A 19,252-nucleotide genomic window follows, 5' to 3' on the forward strand; every position below is an offset into this window, starting at 1 on the left:
TCCGTTGCAGATTGCCGGCGATTGTCTACGCCGTCATAATGTAGCCCCTTTTTTCAGCCCCTACATGTGGAAGGTACTGCCCGTGAATCAGAAGCCCGACCAGTGTCTCGGTGAGTGGATCGATCGTGAAGCCCTCGCAGAAGCGATGATTCCCTTGATTGGTCAACTCTACCGCAACAACAACGTAGTCACCTCGATCTACGGTCGTAGCCTGATCAACCGTTCGGTCATTCAGATTCTCAAAGCCCATCGCTACGCCCGCCATCGTCTGGATGGCGATGCCGAGCTGTCGGTGCATGACACTTTCCCAATGCTCAAGACCATGAGCGAGCTCAAGCTGGGCGCTGCTTCCGTGGATCTGGGCCGGATGATGGCCAAGTACCTGGACGAGGCCAATGGCCGCAGCATCGAGCAGTTCGTGCGCGACGAGCTGGAGCCGGTAGCCGGTCAGCAGAATGTCGTGGCCCGCAAGGGCACCGATGTGGTGCTCTATGGTTTCGGCCGTATCGGCCGTCTGCTGGCGCGCATCCTGATCGAGAAAACCGGTGGTGGTGATGGCCTGCGCCTGCGTGCGATTGTCGTGCGCAAGGGTGCAGAGAACGACCTGGACAAGCGCGCCAGCCTGTTGCGGCGTGACTCGGTGCACGGTCCGTTCGACGGCACCATCGTCGTCGACGAGGAAAACAACACCATCACCGCCAATGGCAATCTGATCCAGGTGATTTATGCCAAGTCGCCCAGCGAAGTGGATTACACCGAGTACGGCATCGACAACGCGCTGCTGGTGGATAACACCGGTGTGTGGCGTGATGCCGAGGGTTTGAGCCAGCATCTGGCCTGTCCGGGCATCGATCGCGTGGTGCTGACGGCTCCAGGCAAGGGTGCGCTGAAGAACATCGTGCATGGCATCAACCATGGCGACATCACCGCCGACGACAAGATTGTTTCCGCGGCCTCCTGCACCACCAACGCCATCGTGCCGGTGCTCAAGGCGGTGAATGACAAGTACGGCATCATCAACGGTCACGTCGAAACCGTGCACTCGTACACCAACGATCAGAACCTGATCGACAACTTCCACAAGGGCAGTCGTCGTGGCCGTAGTGCTGCGCTGAACATGGTGATCACCGAGACCGGGGCTGCCACTGCTGCTGCCAAGGCCTTGCCGGTGCTCAAGGGCAAGCTGACCGGCAACGCCATTCGCGTGCCGACGCCGAACGTGTCCATGGCCATCCTCAACCTGAACCTGGAAAAGCCCGCAACCCGCGAAGAGATGAACGAGTATCTGCGCTACATGGCGCTGCACTCGGATCTGCACAAGCAGATCGACTTCGTCAATTCCCAGGAAGTGGTCTCCACCGACTTCGTCGGTTCGCGTCACGCCGGCGTAGTGGATGCCGAAGCGACCATCTGCAATGACAATCGTGTTGTCCTGTACGTTTGGTACGACAACGAGTTTGGCTATAGCTGTCAGGTGGTTCGCGTCATGGAAGATATGGTTGGAGTCAATCCGCCGGCTTTTCCGCGCTAAGCGCTAGCGGCAATTGAAAAAAACGGGAGCCTCGGCTCCCGTTTTTTATGGCTAAGCCCCAATTGGTTGCTGCAATGGCTAACGGGCCAAAATACCCCCCCTGTTCCTGCGAAGAGCTTCGGCTCCCATGGGCTTTTTTTATCCAGGCTTGTCGGTCAGTCGTCGAGCAGGCCGCTGCGCAGGCTGTCCGACAGCCCGTTGGGCGCCAGCCAGATGCCCAGGTAGGCGCTGGCCAGTTCCGGGTCGGTGCTGGTAAAGGCGATCTTGCCGTTGCGTTCCAGGCTCAACCCGCTGGCAGCGGTGTAGTTGAGGGCGTAGCGGTCGCCCGGGTCGATGTCCTGGAAGCTTGCATGCAAGGCGTCCAGGTCGCTGCGCAGGCGCGCTAGCGTGGCAGTGTCATGTTGCCTGCTCAGCGTGGTCCAGGCGGCCTTGATTACGTCGTCGCGCTGGATTTTTCGGAAGTAATAGAGTTCCAGGCGTTTGCTGCGTTGCCGGTCAAGGGCCTGGGCGGCGCTGACCTTGGGTTCTGCATAGAGGGCGGCGGCGTAGACGTCGACCCACAGGTAGCGCAGAACGCTTTGGTTCTTGCGCTCCAGGCTGGCTTGCCCCAGGGTCGCCTGGGCGGCGAAGTTCGCCTCACGTAAACGCTCGCCGGGGTCGGCGAGCAGGGCGGGGCTGAACAGGAGCAAGGTGCTAAGCACCAGTAGTTTGTGCATGCAATGACTCCGGGCAGCGGGGTACATGTCATTGCACCCGTGCAATGATTCCAGTCAAGTTTGGACTGTTGTGCCCTGTTACGGAAAACCCAAAATAAGCAAGCGCTTGGGTGGTCAGTTGAGGGGCGCGTCTTTATAATCAAGCGGATTTTTTACCCGCGCTCGGCATCATTATCCACGTCAATAGCAATATTGGTGTGGATATGGCTATTAAGCATCCAGATGCCGCCCGTATTCTAAAAAAAGCTTATAAATCAGTGGTTAGGCAAACCTATGATCAAATTGAAACATGGGCTTGATTTGCCCATAACAGGCGCGCCGGCGCAGCGTATAGAGGCTGCAAGGCCGGTACGCAGTGTCGCCGTCGTCGGCTTCGATTATCACGGCATGAAGCCGACGATGCAGGTGCAGGTCGGCGATCGAGTCAAACTCGGTCAGGTACTGTTCTCCGATAAGAGGTTGCCAGGGGTTGATTACACTGCGCCGGGCGCCGGGGTGGTCAGTGCTATTCATCGCGGCGAGAAGCGCGTGCTGCAGTCGCTGGTGATCGACCTGGACGGTGATGAGCAGGTCACCTTCGCCAGCTATCCGTTGACGCAGCTGGACGGGTTGAGTGATGTGCAGGTTCGCGAAAACCTGCAGCAGTCCGGTCTCTGGACCGCGTTGCGCACTCGTCCATTCAGCAAGGTGCCTGCGGTAGACGCGCAGCCCAGCTCGATTTTCGTCACGGCCATGGACACCCAGCCGTTGGCGGCCGATCCGGCCGTGGTCATCGGCGAATATGCCGCTGATTTCGAAAACGGTCTCAAGGTGTTGAGCAATCTGGCCAAGGTCTTCCTGTGCAAGGCCGAAGGCGGCAGTCTGCCGGGGGAGCAACTGAGCAAGGTGCAGACCGAGACGTTTGCCGGTCCGCATCCGGCTGGTCTGCCGGGCACCCATATCCACTTTCTCGATCCGGTCAGTGCCAGCAAGAGTGTCTGGTCGATCAACTATCAGGACGTTATTGCCGTTGGCAAGCTATTCGCGACCGGGCAGTTATGGGTCGAGCGCGTAGTTGCCCTGGCCGGTCCGGTGGTCGAGCAACCGCGTCTGCTGCGTACTCGCCTGGGTGCCAATCTGGACGAGCTGACCGTCGGTCAGTTGCAGCCTGGTTATAACCGCGTGGTTTCCGGTTCGGTGCTGGGCGGACGTACCGCCTACGGCGCTTTTGCCTACCTGGGGCGTTACCACCTGCAGGTGTCGTGTCTGGCTGAAGGTAACGACCGCGAGATGCTGCATTACCTGCGGGCCGGGGTGAACAAGCATTCGGTGCTGAATATCTTCGTTTCCAAGCTGTCGGCGGCGAAGAAGTTCGCCTTCTCCACCACCACCAATGGCAGCCCGCGCGCCATGGTGCCGGTCGGCAACTACGAGGAAGTGATGCCGCTGGACGTTCTGCCGACGCAATTGCTGCGCTACCTGATCGTTGGCGACACCGAGATGGCCCAGAAACTGGGCTGTCTGGAACTCGACGAAGAAGATCTGGCGTTGTGCACCTATGTCTGTGCCGGCAAATACGAATATGGCCCGATCCTGCGCGATAACCTCGCCCGCATCGAAAAGGAGGGTTAACCCATGGGTATTCGTGCATTCCTCGATAAAATCGAGCACAACTTCGAGAAGGGCGGCAAGTACGAGAAGTTCTATGCCTTGTACGAGGCCATCGATACGTTCTTCTATCGCCCCGGCAGCGTGACCAAAACCACCGCCCATGTGCGTGACGGCATCGACCTCAAGCGCATGATGATCACCGTCTGGGTCTGTACCTTCCCGGCGATGTTCTTCGGTATGTGGAACACCGGCTACCAGGCCAACCAGATTTTCGCCCAGAGCCCCGAGCTGTTGGCGAGTCAGGAAGGCTTGCACTTCGCGTTCATCAGCGCCTTTGCCGGTTTCGACCCCAATAGCCTGTGGGACAACTTCGTCCAGGGTGCGGCATGGTTCCTGCCGGTTTACGGCGTGATCTTCATCGTCGGCGGTTTCTGGGAAGTGTTGTTTGCCTCGATCCGCAAGCATGAAGTCAACGAAGGGTTCTTCGTTACCTCGGTGTTGTTCGCGCTGATTCTGCCGCCAAGCATTCCGCTGTGGCAGGTTGCCCTGGGCATCAGCTTCGGTGTGGTGATCGGCAAGGAAGTGTTCGGCGGTACCGGCAAGAACTTCCTCAACCCGGCGCTGACCGGCCGTGCCTTCCTGTTCTTCGCCTACCCGGCGCAGATGTCCGGCGATGCGGTCTGGACCGCGGTCGACGGCTTCGCCGGTGCCACTGCGCTGAGCCTGGCCGCGTCCGGCGGGATCGAAAACGTGATTGGCCAGGGCATTACCTGGATGGACGCCTTCGTCGGCACCATTCACGGCTCCCTGGGTGAAACCAGCACCCTGGCGATCCTGATCGGCGGCGGTGTGCTGTTGATCACCAAGATCGCTTCCTGGCGCATCGTCGCCGGGGTGATGTTGGGCATGGTCGGCCTTAGCCTGCTGTTCAACGCCCTGGGTTCGACAACCAATCCGATGTTCGCCATGCCCTGGCACTGGCATCTGGTGGTCGGTGGCTTTGCCTTCGGTATGTTCTTTATGGCCACCGATCCGGTATCGGCGTCCATGACCAATACCGGCAAGTGGATTTTCGGTGCCTTGATCGGTGTCATGGTGGTGTTGATCCGTGTGGTCAACCCTGCGTTCCCGGAAGGCATGATGCTGGCGATTCTGTTCGCCAACCTGTTCGCACCGCTGATCGACCACTTCGTCGTTCAAGCCAATATCAAGCGGAGGCTGGCACGCAATGTCTAGTCAAAAAGAATCCACCGCCCGCACCCTGACGGTGGCCCTGTTGGTCTGCCTGGTGTGCTCGGTGTTCGTCGCCGGTGCCGCAGTGGCGCTCAAGCCGACCCAGTTGGACAACCGTCTGTTGGATAAGCAGCGCAGCATTCTGGCGATCGCCGGTCTGGGCGAGGCGAATATGTCGGCGCGCGAAGTCAAAGAGCTGTTCAAAGGCACTATCAGCGCCAAACTGGTCGACTTGGAGAGCGGCAAGTTCTCCGATGCCCAGGACCCGGTGACCTTCGATCCGTTGAAGGCCTCGAAGGATCCGAAGCTCTCCAGCGTGCTGCCGGGCAGTGAAGACATCGCCGGGATCAAACGCCAGGAACGTTTCAGCACTGTTTATGTGGTGGAGAAGGATGGTCAGGTCGACACCCTGATCCTGCCGGTGCGTGGCTACGGTCTGTGGTCGACCCTGCACGGTTTCATCGCGGTAAAAGGCGACTTGAACACCGTGGTCGGCATGGGCTTCTACCAGCATGGCGAGACCCCGGGTCTTGGCGGCGAAGTGGATAACCCGAAATGGAAAGGCCAGTGGCCGGGTAAAACCCTGTTCGACGACAGCGGCAAGCTGGCCGTGGAAATCGTCAAGGGCGGCGTAGACCCGCAAGGCCCCAAGGCTGAGCACCAAGTCGATGGCTTGGCGGGCGCTACCCTGACCAGTAAAGGGGTGGACAACCTGCTGAAGTTCTGGCTCGGCCAGAATGGCTTCGGTCCGTTTATCGCGAACCTGCGCGCAGGGGAGGCTTGATCATGTCGCAACCTACGATCAAACAAGTACTGCTGGATCCGATCTTCAATAACAACCCCATCGGCCTGCAGATCCTCGGTATCTGCTCCGCCCTGGCGGTGACCTCGAACCTGAAAACCGCGCTGGTGATGTCTGCGGCGCTGACTCTGGTGACCGGTTTCTCCAACCTGTTCATTTCGATGATCCGCAGCCAGATCCCGGGCTCGATCCGCATGATCGTGCAGATGGTGATCATTGCGTCCCTGGTCATCGTGGTGGATCAGGTGCTCAAGGCCTATGCCTTCAGTCTGTCCAAGCAGCTGTCGGTATTCGTCGGTCTGATCATCACCAACTGCATCGTGATGGGCCGTGCAGAAGCCTTCGCCATGCAGAACCCGCCGGTGCTGTCGTTCTTCGACGGTATCGGCAACGGTCTCGGTTACAGCGCCATGCTGATCGCTCTGGGCATCATTCGTGAGTTGTTCGGTGCCGGCAAACTGATGGGTTACGAGATCATTCCGGTGATCAACGACGGCGGCTGGTACCAGCCTAACGGCTTGCTGCTGCTGCCACCTTCGGCGTTCTTCCTGATCGGCCTGTTTATCTGGGGCATCCGCGCCTGGAAGAAAGACCAGGTCGAGAAGCCGAGCTTCAAGATGGCGCCTCAGGTATCCAGCAAGGAGGCCTACTAATGGAACACTACATCAGCCTGTTCGTCCGAGCGGTGTTCGTCGAGAACATGGCCCTGGCGTTCTTCCTCGGCATGTGTACCTTCATCGCCATCTCGAAAAAGGTCGAAACCGCCATAGGCCTCGGCATTGCCGTGGTCGTGGTGTTGGGTATCACCATGCCGGTGAACAACCTGATCTACACCAATCTGCTTAAAGACGGCGCCTTGGCCTGGGCGGGGTATCCGCAAGTCGACCTCAGCTTCCTCGGCCTGCTGACCTTTATCGGCGTGATCGCGGCGATCGTACAGATCCTCGAGATGACCCTGGATAAATACGTGCCCTCGCTGTACAACGCGCTCGGGGTGTTTCTGCCGTTGATCACGGTGAACTGCGCGATCATGGGCGGCTCGCTGTTCATGGTTGAGCGCGACTACAACCTGGCGGAAAGCACCGTCTATGGTGTCGGTGCCGGTGTCTCCTGGGCGTTGGCGATTGCCGCTCTGGCGGGGATTCGCGAGAAGCTCAAGTACAGTGACGTGCCAGCGGGTCTTCAGGGGCTGGGCATCACCTTTATCACCATCGGTCTGATGTCTCTGGGCTTCATGTCCTTCTCCGGCGTGCAGTTGTAAGGAAGGGATGAATAGATGATCAATTTCGAGATTTTCATCGCGATCGGCATGTTCACCGGCATTGTGCTGGCGTTGGTGCTGATCATTATCGCTGCGCGCGCCAAGCTGGTTTCCAGCGGTGACGTGAGCATCGAGATCAATGGCGAAAAAACCATTGTGGTGCCGGCCGGTGGCAAGTTGCTGCAGACCCTGGCGGCCAACAATATCTTTCTGTCGTCAGCCTGTGGTGGCGGCGGTACCTGCGCCCAGTGCAAGTGTCTAGTGGAAAGCGGTGGCGGCGAAATGCTGCCGACCGAAGAAGCCGCCTTCACCCGCCGCGAAGCCAAGGCTGGCTGGCGCCTGTCCTGCCAGACCCCGGTCAAGCAGGATATGAAGATCGAGGTGCCGGAAGAAGTTTTCGGCGTGAAGAAGTGGGAATGTACGGTGTTGTCCAATCCGAACGTGGCCACCTTCATCAAGGAGCTGACGCTGAAATTGCCGGAAGGCGAGAACGTCGACTTCCGCGCCGGCGGCTATGTACAGCTGGAATGTCCGCCGCACGAGGTGCATTACAAGGACTTCGATATCCAGGAGGAATATCGCGGCGATTGGGACAAGTTCAACCAGTGGAAGTACGTGTCCAAGGTCGAGGAGACGGTGATTCGTGCCTACTCCATGGCCAACTACCCGGAAGAAGTCGGTCTGGTGAAGTTCAATATCCGTATCGCTTCGCCGCCGCCGGGCAAGGACGATCTGCCGCCGGGCAAGATGAGCTCCTATGTGTTCAGTCTCAAGCCGGGTGACAAGATCGACGTCTACGGTCCGTTCGGCGAGTTCTTCGCCAAGGAGACCGATGCCGAGATGGTCTTCGTCGGCGGTGGTGCCGGCATGGCGCCGATGCGTTCGCACATCTTCGACCAGCTCAAGCGCCTGAAGTCGACGCGCAAGATCAGCTTCTGGTACGGCGCGCGCTCCATGCGTGAAGCCTTCTACGTCGAAGAGTACGACCAGCTGCAGGCGGAGAACCCCAACTTCAAGTGGCACCTGGCGTTGTCCGACCCGCTGCCGGAAGACAACTGGACCGGGATGAAAGGCTTTATCCACAACGTGCTGTTCGAGAACTACCTGAAGGAGCATCCGGCTCCGGAAGATTGCGAGTTCTACATGTGTGGCCCGCCGATGATGAACGCTGCCGTGATCAAGATGCTGGTCGACCTGGGTGTGGAGGAGGAGAATATCCTGCTCGACGACTTCGGCGGCTAAGCATGACGTTTGCGATATTCCAGCCCGTTATCGCTGTCGCTTTTGCGGCAGCTCTAACGGGCTGTTTGCATTCTGAGCAGGTCGAAGAGTTCGGTGGCCCGACCATGGGCAGCACCTACTCGGTCAAATATGTCACCGGTGAGGGTGTCGCCGATGCGCTAACCCTCAAGGCCGAGACCGAGGCGATCCTGGCCGAAGTCGATCAGCAGATGTCCACCTACCGCGAGGACTCCGTCATCTCGGCGTTCAACCGGGCGCCGGCGGGCAGCTGTATGACGGTTCCCGCTGGGATGCTCGAAGTTGTGCGCACGGGGCTGCAACTGGCCCGGGAAAGTGGCGGTGCTTTCGATCCGACCCTCGAGCCGTTGCTCGATCTGTGGGGCTTCGGTCCACAGGCGCGGGTCGAGCGTGTGCCGAGCGCCGAGCAACTGGCCGAGGCGCGACTGCGTAGTGGCTATCGGCACCTGCGCATAGAGGGGCAGCAGCTGTGCAAGGATGTCGATCTGCAACTGGATCTCAACAGTATCGCCGCGGGTTATACGGTCGAAAGAATCGTCGGTCGCCTGGCCGAGTTGGGTGTCGGCAGTTACCTGGTGGATGTTACCGGAGAGCTCAAGGGCGCGGGCAAGAAGCCGGACGGGCAGCCCTGGCGCATCGCCATCGAGGCGCCGCGCGATGATCAGCGGGTGGCACAGAAGGTTCTGCAGCTGGATGGTTATGGCATTTCCACCTCGGGTGATTACCGTAATTATTTCGAGGAAAACGGCGTGCGCTACTCGCATACGCTCGATCCGCAAACCGGTGCGCCCATCACTCATACGCTGGCTGCGGTGACGGTCGCCGATCCGTCGACCTTACGCGCCGATGGCTTGTCTACAGTGTTGATGGTGCTGGGGCCGGAGCGAGGTTTGACCTACGCCGAGCAGGCCGGCATCGCCGCGTTTTTCGTGACCCGTGAGGGCGAGGGCTTCGTCACACGGAGTACCATGGCTTTCGAGCAGCTGTTCGCTGCAGGAGAAGAGCAATGATTTGGTTGATCGTATTTTTCACCATGCTGTTGGTGGTGTCGTTGATGGCAGTTGGCGTGATCATGGGGCGTAAACCGATTGCCGGTTCCTGTGGTGGCATCGCCAATCTGGGTATCGAGAAAGAGTGCTCGATTTGCGGCGGTAGCCGCGAGAAGTGCGAAGAGGTCAACAGCGCGCCGCAGGCCGGCACCAGTGCACTGGCCTACGACGCGACCAAGCGCTAATCGCCATTCGCCGGCCGGCATGTCAGGCTGTGTCGAACACGTATTGATAGCCAGGCTGCCCAGATGCAGCGCTGGCCCTGCCGAGAGTGCGCCATAAGTGCTCCGGTGTGATCTGAAGGAGTAAACATGGCGGTCTACAACTACGACGTAGTGGTGTTGGGTTCGGGCCCGGCGGGCGAGGGCGCGGCAATGAACGCCGCCAAGGCGGGGCGCAAGGTGGCGGTGGTCGATAGCCGTCGCGAGGTCGGTGGCAACTGCACCCACCTGGGCACCATCCCGTCCAAGGCGTTGCGCCATTCGGTGCGCCAGATCATGCAATTCAATACCAACCCGATGTTTCGTCAGATCGGCGAACCGCGCTGGTTTTCCTTCCCCGATGTGCTGAAAAGTGCCGAGCGGGTGATCACCAAGCAGGTGGCCTCGCGCACCGGTTACTACGCGCGCAATCGCATCGACCTGTTCTTCGGCACGGGCAGCTTTGCCGATGAGCAGACCATCGAGGTGGTCTGCGCCAATGGCGTGGTGGAAAAGTTGGTGGCCAAGCAGGTCATCATTGCTACCGGCTCGCGCCCCTATCGTCCGGCGGATGTCGATTTTAACCATCCGCGGGTGTACGAGAGCGACACCATTTTGACCCTCAGCCACACGCCGCGGCGGCTGATTATCTATGGGGCCGGGGTCATCGGTTGCGAATATGCGTCTATTTTCAGCGGTCTCGGTGTGCTGGTCGATCTGATCGACAATCGTGACCAATTGCTGAGCTTCCTCGATGCGGAAATTTCCGATGCGCTCAGCTATCACCTGCGCAACAGCAACGTACTGATTCGTCACAACGAAGAGTACGAGAGCATCGAAGGTGTGGATAACGGGGTGGTTCTGCATCTCAAGTCGGGCAAGAAGATCAAGGCCGACGCCTTGCTCTGGTGTAACGGCCGGACCGGCAACACCGACCAGCTGGGCCTGGAAAACATCGGCATCAAGGTCAACAGTCGTGGGCAGATCGAGGTCGACCAGAATTACCGCACCGAAGTGTCGAATATCTTCGCCGCGGGTGACGTGATCGGTTGGCCGAGTCTGGCCAGTGCGGCCTACGACCAGGGGCGTTCGGCCGCGGGCAATATCGTCGAGAACGACAGCTGGCGTTTCGTCGACGATGTCCCGACCGGTATCTACACCATCCCGGAGATCAGCTCGATCGGCAAGAACGAGCGCGAGCTGACCCAAGCCAAGATTCCTTACGAAGTGGGCAAGGCGTTCTTCAAGAGCATGGCGCGGGCGCAGATCTCCAACGAGCCGGTGGGCATGCTGAAGATCCTGTTCCACCGCGAGACGCTCGAGGTACTCGGCGTGCATTGCTTCGGTTATCAGGCTTCGGAGATCGTGCACATCGGCCAGGCGATCATGAACCAGAAGGGTGAGGCCAACAGCCTCAAGTACTTCGTCAACACCACCTTCAACTACCCGACCATGGCCGAAGCCTATCGGGTGGCGGCGTTCGACGGCCTCAACCGGCTTTTTTGAACGGCTCCGACCGGTGGCCTGAGCCGGTCGGGGAAGATCCGTTCAGTGACTCCTCGGCGTGGCGCTGGCCGAACCGGGAGAGTTTCTGACCAGGCAGCAATAAAAAACCGGCCTTGTGTGGCCGGTTTTTTATTGCCTGCCTTGTAGGGGGCAATAGTCGAGTGCAAGGGTGGGGCGGGCCGGGTAGACCCTACGTGCTGCCCAGGGTTTGCACCGCCAAACCGGGAAAGTCGGTAATCAGGCTGTCCACACCGAAATCGGCGAGTCGGCGCATCAGTGCCGGTTCGTTGACCGTCCAGACCGAGACATGCAAGCCGGCTTTCTGTGCTTTCAGCAGGCGTTCCGGGGTGCACAGGGTCCAGTTCAACGCCAGCAGGTTACAGCCATAGTGCTGGGCCACTTTCAGCGGGTCGAGCCAGGCGTATTCCGCCACCAGGCCACGAGCAAGCTGCGGTGCCAGCCGCTTGAGGGCACTCAGTACTTCCCGTGAGCTCGAGGTGACCGTGACTTGATCGGTCAGGTCATAGCGCGCGGTCAGCTCGGCAATCGCTTCGACCATCTTCGCCGCGCGGGCTTTGGAGGCGCTCTTGACTTCAAGTTGCCAGTGCTCGAAGGCGCACTTTTCGAACAGTTCGGCCAGGCGGGGAATCGGGCAGGGGGTTTTCCAGCCGGGTCCTCCTTTGCGGGCGTCATAGCGCACCAGGTCAGCGGCGTCGTGTTCGACCACCTTGCCGCGATGGCCGGTGGTGCGTTTCAGGGTCGGGTCATGAATCACCATCAACTCGCCGTCGCGTGACTGGTGCAGGTCCAGTTCGCAGCGGCGCGCACCATGCTCCAGACACTGCTGGAAGCTGGTCAGGGTGTTTTCCGGTGCTTCGCCTTTGGCGCCGCGGTGGCCGTAGATCAGGGTCACGGTTGCTCCTTCGCAGAGTCGCTGGTGCGCGGCTGATGGTGGCGCACGCTGTTGATCACATGGTCGAACTCGAAGTACACGCTGAACTCGCGGTAATCCCAGCGGCTAATCGGTGGGTTGCCGACCGCGCGGTGTTCTTCATCGGCCAGGCCGAAACGCTCCAGCACCGAGCGCCGCGATTCGCCGCGCAGGGGCAGTTGAACGGTAGTGGCGCCTTGCTGGCCGACGGGGATCAGCAGGGTGTCGGCGTTAGCGCCAAACGGCAGGCACAGGATCAGGGCCAGAAAAAGGCGTGGCATGGGCTTCTCGTCATTAAGGCTGGGGCTGTTCACGGGCCTGGCGGCGCTCCAGGGCTTGGCGCTGGAGGATATGCCGGGCCAGCAACTGGCGCTGGGCGTCGGTCAAGGCTTCAAACTCGGTGCCGATCTCGAACTGTTGTTCGTTGAGCGCCTGGCAGTGAATCACCTTGGCCCGCAACAGCAGGCCGAGTGCCTGCGGCATCAGGACTATCTTGATCGCCAGATGGCTGTCGATGGCCAGGTTTTGGCTGCTGATGAAGCTCACGCCGCCCTCGGACAGGCAGACCCGCCGCGGTGTGCCGATGTCGCGCAACAGGCTCTGGGCGACGGCCTGGCCGAGCAGGTCGATGCGCTTGTTGATCACCTTCAGATAGTTGGCCAGGGTGCGGTCGCGCTCGCTTATATGGCGCAACAGGTGCTGTGACTCGAAGTCCAGCAGGTGCAATTCACTGAGCAGATTGAACAGCGGCGAGCTGTCGTGAAGTTCGTCGCTGGCCAGCGCATCTGCTTCCGACAGGGGGGTGAATTCCAGTGCGATCGTATCGTCGATACGATAGTATTCGCGGCGGTCATCTTCATCTTGAATCGACATGGCGAACCCATGGCAGCAGTAGTGGTCTGAGTGTAAGGCCGCTGGCCGGGCCCCGCCACAAGGACGTTCCTCTTTCCCTCGAATCAGCCCCCGACATGTTCAGACCCCTGTTCGTATATATAGGTACGCGTTACACACGCGCCAAACGCCGCAATCACTTCGTCTCCTTTATTTCCCTGACCTCGATGATCGGGCTGGCACTCGGTGTGCTTGTGATGATTGTGGTGCTGTCGGTGATGAACGGCTTCGATCATGAGATGCGCACCCGCGTGCTCGGCATGGTGCCCCATGCCACCGTCGAGTCGGCGACCCCCATCGATGATTGGCGCAGCCTCGCCGACCAGGCGCTGGAGAACCCGCAGGTGTTGGCCGTCGCGCCATTCAGCCAGATGCAGGGCTTGCTCACGCATGAGGGCAAGGTGCAGAAGGTATTGATCAACGCCGTCGATCCGCTCGAGGAAGCGAAGGTTTCTATCATTGGCGATTTCTTCCAGCAAGGCCGCTTGCAAGACCTCGAAGCCGGCGCCTTTGGCATCGTCATCGGCGACAAGGCCGCCGCCAAGCTGGGCGTGAGCCTGGGCGAGAAGATCACCTTTGTCGCGCCCGAAGTCACAGTAACGCCGGCGGGCATGTTTCCGCGGCTCAAGCGTTTCACTGTGGTGGGCATCTTTCATGTCGGCGCCGGGGAGATCGATGGCTACGTGGCAATGACCCATGTGCAGGATCTGGCGCGCTTGCAGCGCCGCCAGGCGGGTCAGGTACAGGGCATCCGCCTGAAAGTCGCCGATCTGTTCCAGGCGCCGCGCACGGCCTGGGAGTTGGCCCAGTCCCTGGGCGAGCGTGAATATTACGCCCGCGACTGGACCCGCACCCACGGCAACCTGTATCAGGCGATCCGCATGGAGAAGGCCATGATCGGCCTGCTGCTGCTGCTGATAGTCGCAGTCGCCGCGTTCAACATCATCTCGACGCTGGTCATGGTGGTGACGGACAAGAAGGGCGACATCGCCATCCTGCGCACCCTCGGTGCTACGCCTGGGCAAATCATGGCCATCTTCATGGTCCAGGGTACGGTGATCGGCGTGGTTGGCACCCTTATCGGCGCGCTGCTGGGGATCTTCGCGGCACTCAATGTCAGTGCCGGTATCGCGGCGCTGGAGCGTGCCCTGGGCATGCGCTTTCTCAACGCCGACGTCTATTTCATCGACTACCTGCCATCGCAACTGATGCTCGCGGATGTACTGCTGGTCTGCGCCGCTGCGCTGGTTCTGAGTTTTCTCGCCACCCTTTATCCGGCCTGGCGCGCGGCGCGCACCCAGCCCGCGGAGGCACTGCGTTATGAGTGATCAGGTTATGCAAGAGAGTGCTGTGTTGAGTTGCCGCAATCTTGGCAAAAGCTACGAGGAAGGTCCGCAGTCGGTGGTGGTGCTGGAAGGCCTGCAGCTGGAACTGCACCCCGGCGAGCGGGTGGCGATAGTCGGTAGTTCGGGCTCGGGCAAGAGCACCTTGCTGAATATGCTCGGTGGTCTGGATACGCCCAGTACCGGCAGCGTCTGGCTGGCGGGCGAGGAGCTGTCGGCGCTGAGCGAGAAGGCGCGTGGTCTGCTGCGCAACCGCTCGCTGGGTTTCGTCTATCAGTTCCATCACCTGTTGCCGGAGTTCACGGCGCTGGAAAACGTCTGCATGCCACTGCTGATCGGGCGCACGCCGATTGCCGAGGCGCGTCAGCGGGCGACTGCGCTGCTCGAACGGGTCGGGCTCGGCCATCGCCTGGCGCACAAGCCGGCGGAGCTGTCCGGTGGCGAGCGCCAGCGCGTGGCCATTGCCCGGGCCCTGGTCAATCGACCGGGGCTGGTGCTGCTCGATGAGCCTACCGGCAACCTCGATCATCACACCGCCCAGGGCATTCAGGATCTCATGCGGGAATTGAGCAGCGCGTCGCGCACTGCCTTCCTGGTGGTGACCCACGACCTGGAACTGGCTCAGCAGATGGATCGTATCCTGCGCCTGGAAGACGGCAAGTTGGTGGCCGCCTGATGTTTCGCCCTCTGAGTCTGTACATCGGTACCCGCTACACCCGCGCCAAGCGGCGCAACCATTTCATTTCCTTTATCTCCCTGACTTCGATGATCGGCCTCGCCCTGGGCGTATTGGCAATGATCGTGGTGCTGTCGGTGATGAATGGTTTTCAGAAGGAAATGAGCTCGCGGATCCTTGGCATGGTGCCGCATGCGGCGATCTTCGGGGACCAGCCGCTGGACGATTGGCAGGCGGTGGCCGCGGCTGCCAAGCGCAATCCGCAAGTGTTGGCCGCCGTGCCCTTTGCCGAGCTGGAAGGCATGCTGTCCTACCGCGGCGCGATGCAGCCGATTCAGTTGCAGGGCATCGATCCCGCGCTGGAGTCGCAGGTATCGATCATTGCCGAGCACATGACCCAGGGTCGTCTGGGCGATCTGCAGGCCGGTGAGTTCGGTGTGGTGATCGGCGAAATCACCGCCCGGCGCTTTCAACTGAAGCTCGGCGACCGCTTGGCGCTGATCGTGCCCGAGGCCAGTTCGGTGCCCGGTGGCATCACGCCGCGGATGCAGGCGGTCAATGTGGTCGGGGTGTTCAAGGTCGGTGCCGAGCTGGACGGCTCGCTGGCCCTGCTGCATGTCGCCGATGCTGCGCAGATCCAGCGCTTGCAGCCTGGCCAGGTGCCCGGTGTGCGCTTGAAATTGCAGGATTTGTATCAGGCGCCGCAGGTGTCGGCTGCCATCGTCAACGAGCTGGGCGAGGGCTATCGAGCCAGCGACTGGACGCTGACCCAGGGCAGTCTGTTCAGTGCCATGAAGATGGAAAAGACCATGATCGGCTTGCTGTTGCTGCTGATCGTGGCGGTGGCTGCCTTCAATATCATTGCCACCTTGATCATGGTGGTCGCCGACAAGGGGGCGGATATCGCCATCCTGCGTACCCTGGGCGCGACCCCTGGGCAGATCATGGGCATCTTCATGGTGCAGGGCACGGTGATCGGGGTGGTCGGCACGCTGATTGGCGCCGCGCTGGGCATCGTGGCGGCGCTGAATGTCAGCCAGTTGGTCGGCTGGATCGAGCGTCTCAGCGGTCAGCAGGTACTCAGCTCGGATGTCTACTTCATCAGCAACCTGCCGTCCGAATTGCTGCTTGCCGATGTGCTGCTGATCTGCGGCGCGGCCTTTGCCCTGAGTTTTCTCGCGACCCTCTATCCCTCTTGGCGTGCGGCGGGTATCCAGCCGGCGGAAGCCTTGCGCTACGAATGAGCTAGTCTCTCTGAAAGCAAAAAGCCGTTACTCGAGTAACGGCTTTTTGCTTTCAATTATCCGGCCTGTTGTTGCGGCGTTGTTCCTGGCGCTTGCGCCAGCTGCGCCGTACCCACCAGTGCCAGTAGCTGTTGGTGACCAGGTAGCCCAGTGCAGCAAAGAGCAAGCCGAGCACGAAAGAACCGAGGAGCAGAGGCTGCCAGTGGGTCTGCAGCATATGCCCGACCCAGCTCAGGGTGATCTGGTCGGGCATGCGCAGGGCGGGGGTGTTGGTCATCCAGGCGCCGAATTTGTAGCTGCAATAGAACACCGGCGGCATGGTGATCGGGTTGGTCAGCCAGACCAGTCCAACGGAAATGGGCAGATTGGCGCGTGCGGGAATAGCGACCAGCGCAGCGGCGACCATTTGCAGCGGCATGGGCATCATCGCCCAGAACAGGCCAATGGCCACGGCGCGCGCCACCGAGTGGCGGTTGAGGTGCCAGAGATTGGGGTCGTGAATCAGGGCGCCGAGAAAGCGCAGGGACTTGCTGGCCTTGATGCGGTCCGGGTGAGGCATGTAGCGTTTGAAAAAACGACGCGGCATCGGGGCTCTCTGGCAGGCTAAAAGCGCCGATATTATGCACCGATTCAAGGCGAGCCGCTTTCAGACTTTGTCACAGCAAATAAGTGAGCGTCGGTTGTTGGGTTGGGTCCACGGAAGCGGATCTCAAGGAGTGAGGGGTTATGCGCACAGGGATGTCAGCGCTGGTAGCGGGTTTGCTCCTGCTACGATTTTTGCCGACTTTACCGCCCGTCTGGCTGTTATGGCTGCTGCCGGTCCTGGGGCTGATGTTGCTGCCATTTCGCAGTTATCCCCTGGCATTCTTCCTGTTTGGTCTCAGCTGGGCCGGTATCTCGGCGCAGTCGGCGCTGGACGACAGGCTGGCGCCGGAGCTCGATGGCCGTACTCTGTGGCTGCAGGGGCGGGTGGTCGGCCTACCCGACTTGCGCGATGGGGTGGTCAGGTTTCAACTGCAGCAGGCCGAGTCGCGGCGTGCCCGGTTGCCGCAACGACTGCGCCTGGCCTGGTATGGCGGCCCCGAGCTGCGGGCCGGCGAGACCTGGCGCCTGGCAGTGCGTCTCAAGCGGCCGCATGGCCTGGTCAATCCGCAGTCTTTCGATTACGAGTCCTGGCTGCTGGCGCAACGTATTGGCGCGACCGGCACGGTCAAGAGCGGCCAGCTGCTGAGCACCGCCAGTGGGCCGGGGAGCTGGCGCGATGGCTTGCGTCAGCGCCTGCTTGCAGTCGATGCCCATGGTCGCGAGGGGGCGCTGGCGGCGCTGGTGCTGGGTGATGGTTCCGGCTTGTCGGTGGCCGATTGGCGCGTGCTGCAAGACACCGGCACGGTGCACTTGCTGGTGATTTCCGGTCAGCATATCGGCCTGCTGGCCGCGCTGCTGTATGGTTTGATTGCCGGCTTGGCCCGTCTGGGCTGGTGGCCGCGGCAATGGCCGTGGTTGCCCTGGGCTTGTGCTCTGGCCTTCGCCGGTGCGCTCGGCTATGGCCTGCTGGCAGGCTTCGAGGTGCCGGTGCGGCGTGCCTGTGTGATGGTCGGTCTGGTGCTGCTGTGGCGTTGGCGCTTCCGCCATCTCGGGGTTTTCTTGCCATTGTTGGTTGCGCTGGTGGTGGTCTTGCTGCTGGAGCCCCTGGCCAGCTTGCAGCCGGGCTTCTGGCTGTCCTTCGGCGCCGTGCTGTTGCTGATCCTGCTTTTCAGTGGCCGGCTGGGCGCGTGGCCATGGTGGCAGACGCTGGGGCGGGCGCAATGGGCAATGGCCATAGGTCTGCTGCCGTTGTTGCTGGCGTTGGGTTTGCCGGTCAGTGCCAGTGGCCCGCTGGCCAATCTGCTTGCCGTGCCCTGGGTCGGTCTGGCGGTGGTGCCATTGGCGTTGTTGGGAACCCTGCTCTTGCCACTGCCCTGGCTGGGGGAAGCGCTGCTATGGCTGGCCGGTGGCTTGCTCAAGCTGTTGTTCATGCTGCTGGCGCAGATGGCAACCTGGCTGCCGGCCTGGTTGCCCGGGACATTACCGCTCTGGGCTTGGTTGCTGGTGACGCTAGGTACTGTGCTGTTGCTGCTGCCGGCTGGCGTGCCATTGCGCAGCCTGGGCTGGATTCTGCTGCTGCCACTGTTCTGTACCGAGGTGCAGCGGCCTGCCCATGGCCAGGCCGAGGTGTGGATGCTGGACGTTGGTCAGGGCCTGGCGGTCTTGCTGCGCACTCGCGAGCACGCGCTGCTGTATGACGCTGGGCCACGCTTCGGCGATTTCGACATGGGCGAGCGTGTGGTGCTGCCGTCGCTGCGCGGATTGGGGGTGGTACAGCTGGATATGTTGCTGATCAGCCATGCCGACAACGATCACGCCGGCGGTGCGCTGGCGATTCAGCGTGGCATGGTGGTCAGGCAGGTGGTGAGCGGCGAGGCGGCGGTACTGCCAGCGATGCTCCGGGCCGAGGCCTGTGAGTCGGGGCGCAGCTGGCAGTGGGATGGGGTGAACTTCACTATCTGGCGCTGGGCGCAGGCGACGGATGGCAACCAGGCCTCCTGCGTATTGCTGATCGAGGCGGCTGGCGAGCGCCTGCTGTTGACGGGTGATATCGACAGCGCCGCCGAGCGCGGGCTGCTCGACAGTGGCTTGGACCTTCGCGCGCACTGGCTGTTTGCGCCACACCATGGCAGTGGCAGCTCATCTTCGCAGGCCTTGCTGGATGCCGTGGTACCGCGTGCGGCACTGATTTCCCGCGGCCAACACAATGCCTTCGGTCATCCCCATGCCGCTGTGGTAGCGCGATACGAGGCGTTGTCCGCTCGGCTCTATGACACGGTCGAGCACGGCGCCGTGCGCATTCGCCTGGGCGCCTTCGCTCCAGGGCAAGGGTTGCGCGAGCACGCACGTTTTTGGCGAGAAAAATGAGAACCGCGGCGGTCGGCGCCATGTCGCCCCTATGCTAGAGTGGCGCCACTTTTCCAAAGGGGATGTA

Annotated in this window: 19 protein-coding genes; 14 read left to right on the forward strand and 5 right to left on the reverse strand. The window is 61.0% G+C overall.

Annotation, left to right across the window (positions count from 1 at the left end; all coding sequences use genetic code 11):
• Positions 1 to 64 precede the first annotated feature (64 nt).
• A complete protein-coding gene (locus tag R3355_RS08585; protein WP_318960847.1) occupies positions 65 to 1,531 on the forward strand; it encodes a glyceraldehyde-3-phosphate dehydrogenase in 1,467 nt (488 codons plus the stop codon).
• A 155-nt stretch (positions 1,532 to 1,686) separates the two neighbouring features.
• Here the strand turns inward: R3355_RS08585 and R3355_RS08590 are convergent, their stop codons facing one another.
• The gene (locus tag R3355_RS08590) at positions 1,687 to 2,247 is read right to left on the reverse strand and encodes a chalcone isomerase family protein (protein WP_318960848.1); all 561 of its coding nucleotides are present in this window, start codon (positions 2,245 to 2,247) and stop codon (positions 1,687 to 1,689) included.
• Positions 2,248 to 2,520: 273 nt separating this feature from the next.
• On the opposite strand from R3355_RS08590, the gene R3355_RS08595 reads away from it, so the two are divergent.
• The 9 genes from R3355_RS08595 to sthA all read left to right on the forward strand — a co-directional run bounded on the left by R3355_RS08595 (position 2,521) and on the right by sthA (position 11,148).
• Complete coding sequence (locus R3355_RS08595; protein ID WP_318960849.1) at positions 2,521 to 3,858, forward strand: Na(+)-translocating NADH-quinone reductase subunit A; 1,338 nt, start codon at positions 2,521 to 2,523, stop codon at positions 3,856 to 3,858.
• Between the two features lie 3 nt (positions 3,859 to 3,861).
• Positions 3,862 to 5,073 (forward strand): NADH:ubiquinone reductase (Na(+)-transporting) subunit B, encoded by a 1,212-nt coding sequence (locus R3355_RS08600; RefSeq protein ID WP_318960850.1) that lies wholly within the window; start codon positions 3,862 to 3,864, stop codon positions 5,071 to 5,073.
• Positions 5,066 to 5,854 (forward strand): Na(+)-translocating NADH-quinone reductase subunit C, encoded by a 789-nt coding sequence (locus R3355_RS08605; protein ID WP_318951219.1) that lies wholly within the window; start codon positions 5,066 to 5,068, stop codon positions 5,852 to 5,854. The genes R3355_RS08600 and R3355_RS08605 overlap by 8 nt, the downstream gene beginning before the upstream one ends.
• Positions 5,851 to 6,525 carry an NADH:ubiquinone reductase (Na(+)-transporting) subunit D gene (locus R3355_RS08610; protein ID WP_318960851.1) on the forward strand — a complete coding sequence of 225 codons (675 nt, stop codon included), beginning with the start codon at positions 5,851 to 5,853 and terminating at the stop codon, positions 6,523 to 6,525. The genes R3355_RS08605 and R3355_RS08610 overlap by 4 nt, the downstream gene beginning before the upstream one ends.
• The gene (gene nqrE / locus R3355_RS08615) at positions 6,525 to 7,133 is read left to right on the forward strand and encodes an NADH:ubiquinone reductase (Na(+)-transporting) subunit E (RefSeq protein WP_318949225.1); all 609 of its coding nucleotides are present in this window, start codon (positions 6,525 to 6,527) and stop codon (positions 7,131 to 7,133) included. The genes R3355_RS08610 and nqrE overlap by 1 nt, the downstream gene beginning before the upstream one ends.
• 15 nt (positions 7,134 to 7,148) lie before the next feature.
• On the forward strand, positions 7,149 to 8,375 hold the full coding sequence (gene nqrF, locus R3355_RS08620) for an NADH:ubiquinone reductase (Na(+)-transporting) subunit F (protein WP_318949224.1): 1,227 nt from the start codon (positions 7,149 to 7,151) through the stop codon (positions 8,373 to 8,375).
• Between the two features lie 2 nt (positions 8,376 to 8,377).
• Entirely contained in the window at positions 8,378 to 9,403 is a 1,026-nt protein-coding gene (locus tag R3355_RS08625; RefSeq protein ID WP_318960852.1) for an FAD:protein FMN transferase, read from the forward strand.
• Positions 9,400 to 9,627, forward strand: coding sequence for a (Na+)-NQR maturation NqrM (gene nqrM, locus R3355_RS08630; RefSeq protein WP_318949222.1), 228 nt, complete (start codon positions 9,400 to 9,402; stop codon positions 9,625 to 9,627). The genes R3355_RS08625 and nqrM overlap by 4 nt, the downstream gene beginning before the upstream one ends.
• A gap of 126 nt (positions 9,628 to 9,753) precedes the next feature.
• Positions 9,754 to 11,148 (forward strand): Si-specific NAD(P)(+) transhydrogenase, encoded by a 1,395-nt coding sequence (gene sthA, locus R3355_RS08635; protein ID WP_318949221.1) that lies wholly within the window; start codon positions 9,754 to 9,756, stop codon positions 11,146 to 11,148.
• Positions 11,149 to 11,338: 190 nt separating this feature from the next.
• Here sthA and R3355_RS08640 read toward each other — a convergent pair whose 3' ends face one another.
• The 3 genes from R3355_RS08640 to R3355_RS08650 are packed head-to-tail and all read right to left on the reverse strand — an operon-like array spanning position 11,339 to position 12,952.
• Complete coding sequence (locus R3355_RS08640) at positions 11,339 to 12,061, reverse strand: glycerophosphodiester phosphodiesterase (RefSeq protein WP_318960853.1); 723 nt, start codon at positions 12,059 to 12,061, stop codon at positions 11,339 to 11,341.
• Complete coding sequence (locus tag R3355_RS08645; protein WP_318960854.1) at positions 12,058 to 12,360, reverse strand: phosphodiesterase; 303 nt, start codon at positions 12,358 to 12,360, stop codon at positions 12,058 to 12,060. The genes R3355_RS08640 and R3355_RS08645 overlap by 4 nt, the downstream gene beginning before the upstream one ends.
• A 13-nt stretch (positions 12,361 to 12,373) precedes the next feature.
• A complete protein-coding gene (locus R3355_RS08650) occupies positions 12,374 to 12,952 on the reverse strand; it encodes a PilZ domain-containing protein (protein ID WP_318960855.1) in 579 nt (192 codons plus the stop codon).
• A 95-nt stretch (positions 12,953 to 13,047) separates the two neighbouring features.
• Here R3355_RS08650 and R3355_RS08655 point away from each other — a divergent pair, with 95 nt between their 5' ends.
• From R3355_RS08655 to R3355_RS08665, 3 genes are read left to right on the forward strand one after another with little or no spacing between them, the layout of a single operon-like run.
• Positions 13,048 to 14,298, forward strand: coding sequence for a lipoprotein-releasing ABC transporter permease subunit (locus tag R3355_RS08655; RefSeq protein ID WP_318949217.1), 1,251 nt, complete (start codon positions 13,048 to 13,050; stop codon positions 14,296 to 14,298).
• Between the two features lie 7 nt (positions 14,299 to 14,305).
• Positions 14,306 to 14,989, forward strand: a complete 684-nt coding sequence (gene lolD, locus R3355_RS08660; RefSeq protein WP_318949228.1) for a lipoprotein-releasing ABC transporter ATP-binding protein LolD — start codon at positions 14,306 to 14,308, stop codon at positions 14,987 to 14,989.
• Positions 14,989 to 16,233, forward strand: a complete 1,245-nt coding sequence (locus R3355_RS08665) for a lipoprotein-releasing ABC transporter permease subunit (protein WP_318960856.1) — start codon at positions 14,989 to 14,991, stop codon at positions 16,231 to 16,233. Before lolD ends, R3355_RS08665 begins: the two co-directional genes overlap by 1 nt.
• A 52-nt stretch (positions 16,234 to 16,285) precedes the next feature.
• Here R3355_RS08665 and R3355_RS08670 read toward each other — a convergent pair whose 3' ends face one another.
• On the reverse strand, positions 16,286 to 16,819 hold the full coding sequence (locus tag R3355_RS08670; RefSeq protein WP_318960857.1) for a DUF2062 domain-containing protein: 534 nt from the start codon (positions 16,817 to 16,819) through the stop codon (positions 16,286 to 16,288).
• A 152-nt stretch (positions 16,820 to 16,971) separates the two neighbouring features.
• Here R3355_RS08670 and R3355_RS08675 point away from each other — a divergent pair, with 152 nt between their 5' ends.
• Positions 16,972 to 19,185: a DNA internalization-related competence protein ComEC/Rec2 gene (locus R3355_RS08675; RefSeq protein WP_318960886.1), complete on the forward strand. Its 2,214-nt coding sequence runs from the start codon at positions 16,972 to 16,974 to the stop codon at positions 19,183 to 19,185.
• The last annotated feature ends 67 nt before the right edge of the window (positions 19,186 to 19,252 follow it).

The sequence above is a fragment of the Pseudomonas sp. genome, assembly GCF_033723075.1.
Lineage (GTDB): Bacteria > Pseudomonadota > Gammaproteobacteria > Pseudomonadales > Pseudomonadaceae > Aquipseudomonas.